Annotated in this window: 2 protein-coding genes; both read right to left on the reverse strand. The window is 46.0% G+C overall.

All coding sequences use genetic code 11. The features are described 5' to 3' along the window. On the reverse strand, nt 1–619 hold a 619-nt coding region (locus tag F6K49_RS39830), incomplete at its 3' end, for an NB-ARC domain-containing protein (RefSeq protein WP_293106216.1). Nucleotides 620–1,172: 553 nt separating this feature from the next. Continuing rightward, a partial coding sequence (locus F6K49_RS39835) for a methyl-accepting chemotaxis protein (protein ID WP_293106219.1) occupies nt 1,173–2,764 on the reverse strand: 1,592 nt, incomplete at its 5' end.

A 2,764-nucleotide genomic window follows, 5' to 3' on the forward strand; every position in this document is an offset into this window, starting at 1 on the left:
AGCAACGCCCCCGTTGTAAATACCGAATCAATCGCAGAATTTTGCCATCCACAGAGGAGGGTAAATTGGTTTCCTGCTGTCCAGACAGAAATTGAATCAGGTCTGCCAGGAGTTCTTCTAGGGGAGGGGCATTGCGTAGAGTGCGCCAAATCACAAACTCAAATTTATCTTCCAGAAGATGGGCTAAAGTCACAGCCACAGAGGTTTTACCAATTCCCCCCATCCCTAGAAGTGTCACCAGGCGGCACTTGTCCTTAAGAATCCATTGCTGTAGGGTGTTCAGTTCCTCAGTACGACCGTAGAAATCTCTTAGCTTTGGTGCTTGTCCCCAATCAACACGTTTAATTTGAGCCACAGTGGGACTCTTGCCGTTATTGATTTGATCTGCCTTAATCTTATCTGGCTCAACAACCTTTTCCCAATCAACCCCTACAGCATCACAAATGGCGATAAAGGTGTCAGAGCGAATCGGTTGTCTTGCCCAAAATCGGTTTAAGGTTGCCCTAGAGGTTAAGGCACTGCTACACCAAGCTTCTGCGGTTTTGTTCCATCTTTTCAGGCGTCTAGCCCGGTCAACCAATTTTAGTCCTAATTCAGAAGCTCGCACTGAATTCTTCATAGCGAAATCTGGTTCTGCTCAGTATCCAAGCCAATTGTTATGCCAAACTCTGAGAGTATCATGAAGTCAATCTGAGACAATTCAGATAATAACCTTAAACAAGGGCACAGGTAACTTCGGATCATTGAATAGCAAGGGTTTGAAGAACTTTAAGTTTTTTGAACACAGTTAATATAATTTAATTTGACTATTCAGCTATCAGCTATCAGCTATCAGCTTATGGGCACGGTTAAGGAGGAAAGCGTTAATAATAAAAGAGGTAAGTATTAGTTTAATTTGAGTTAAGTCACAGCGTCAAAGGCTGTGCCACAAAGCTGTTTGCGTGTAAGCATTCAGCCGTCAGCTATCAGTTATCAGCTATCAGCTAACAAGCTACGCCCACGCTACTTGAAGTGCTCAAGGTCTGAGGCCACGCTAAGGGAATAGTTTATGCCCATAGCTTAGGCTACTCATCGTGCTTGTGAGTAAAAGAAGCTCACGGCACGATCAGTAGCGTGGCCTACGGCCAACCGCTGACAGCTGACGGCTGACAGCTGACGGCTGACAGCTGGTGTTATGAAAAATATTTAAAACCACTAACTGACTCCTGCAATTCCTGAGCTACGGCTACAGTTGAGGTTAAGGAACTTGAAATTTGTCTAGAGGAATCAACGGTACGTTCCGAGAATTGGGCCATCTCTTTGATCAACATAGCGACGCTCTGAGTGGTTTCGGTTTGGGAAAGACTCCCTTGGGAAATGGCTGTCACTAGCTGCTCGATCTGGCACGAAGCCGACCTCAGCTGTTTCATATTCTGCTTAGCTTCCTCAACTCGACTTGTCCCCTTCTCCACCACAGCAGTGCTCTGTTCCATTACCTTGACTAATTGAGACGTTTCTAGCTCGATATCATCTACTATCTTGTGAATTTCCTGGGTAGCTTTGATCAATTGGTTGGTAAGCTGATTCACTTCTTTGGCAATCACGACAAAACCCTGAATCCCACCAGACCGCGCAGCCTCAATCTCAGTGTTAATAGTCAAAACATTGGTTTGGACTTTGAGCATGTTGCTCAAGGCAACCACCTTAGCAATCTTTTCGGAAAATTTACCTAGCTGCTTCACTCTTGACGTGGTTTCCCCAATCGTGTCTCGCAATTCCAGGATACTCTCCTGAGTTAGGTTAATAGCAGTGCTACTAGCTTCAACAGTAGTTGCAACTCCATCAACTACCCTCGCCGCCTGATCAGCATTCTCAGCCACTGCTTGAATCGAATCGGTGATTTGCTCCACTGAATCCAGGGTGCGAGTGGTTTCTGAAGCCTGCTTAAGAGCATCTTCTGCTAGTTGACCGACTACCACCTCGTTGTTTTCCAGTAAGGTATTGACTTGAACCGCTGAGTTGTTGACCTGGGTTACCATAGTTTGGAAACTCTCAATAATGATGTTAAAACCATCAGCAACTTTACCAATTTCATCCAAAGTCACCTCAGAGCGCACTGTCAGATCTCCTTGTGCTGCCCCTTGCAAATTTTCAAGCAGTACCAGCAGTTGCTCCTGGAGTGCTTCTTTTTCCTGTCTTTGCTCTTGAGAAATTCTTTCCGTCTTTTCCAGGAGATTAGCCTGCTCTACAGCAAAGCCCAATTGAATCGCCACCTGAGTCAAAAGGTTAATCTCCGTTTCCTGCCAAGCTCTTGGCTGTGAACATTGATGGGCAGCCAGAAAGCCAATCAAGTTACCTGCCACCAAAATCGGTGCTACTAAACTGGCTTTAGCTCCACGCAATAGAGAGGTTTGGCCAAGCCTCTCGACTTGGGACTGCTGGTAGTAGGTCAACTTACCCTCAAGATTATCAATGGCTAGAACCTGACGTGACTGGTAGTGATCAACATCCTCTAGGGCAAAATCTAACTCTTCTTTCTGTGTTTCTGGGGTAACAGACCCATCCAAAGTTACTGAGAGGGCAACCATTGAGCCTTTCTGATTCTGTTCGAGGAGGTAAATGATTGTGCGATCGCACGAGAGCGCTCTTTCAATTCCCACCACCGTAGCTGCAAAAATCTTTTCCCGTTCTAGGGATTCAAGCATGCTAGCGGTAATCTCATTTAACGTTTGGGAAATGTCCACCGTGGCTTGCTGCTGTTCCAGGAGCAGGGCTTGGGTGAGGG

Source organism: Moorena sp. SIO3I6 (assembly GCF_010672095.1).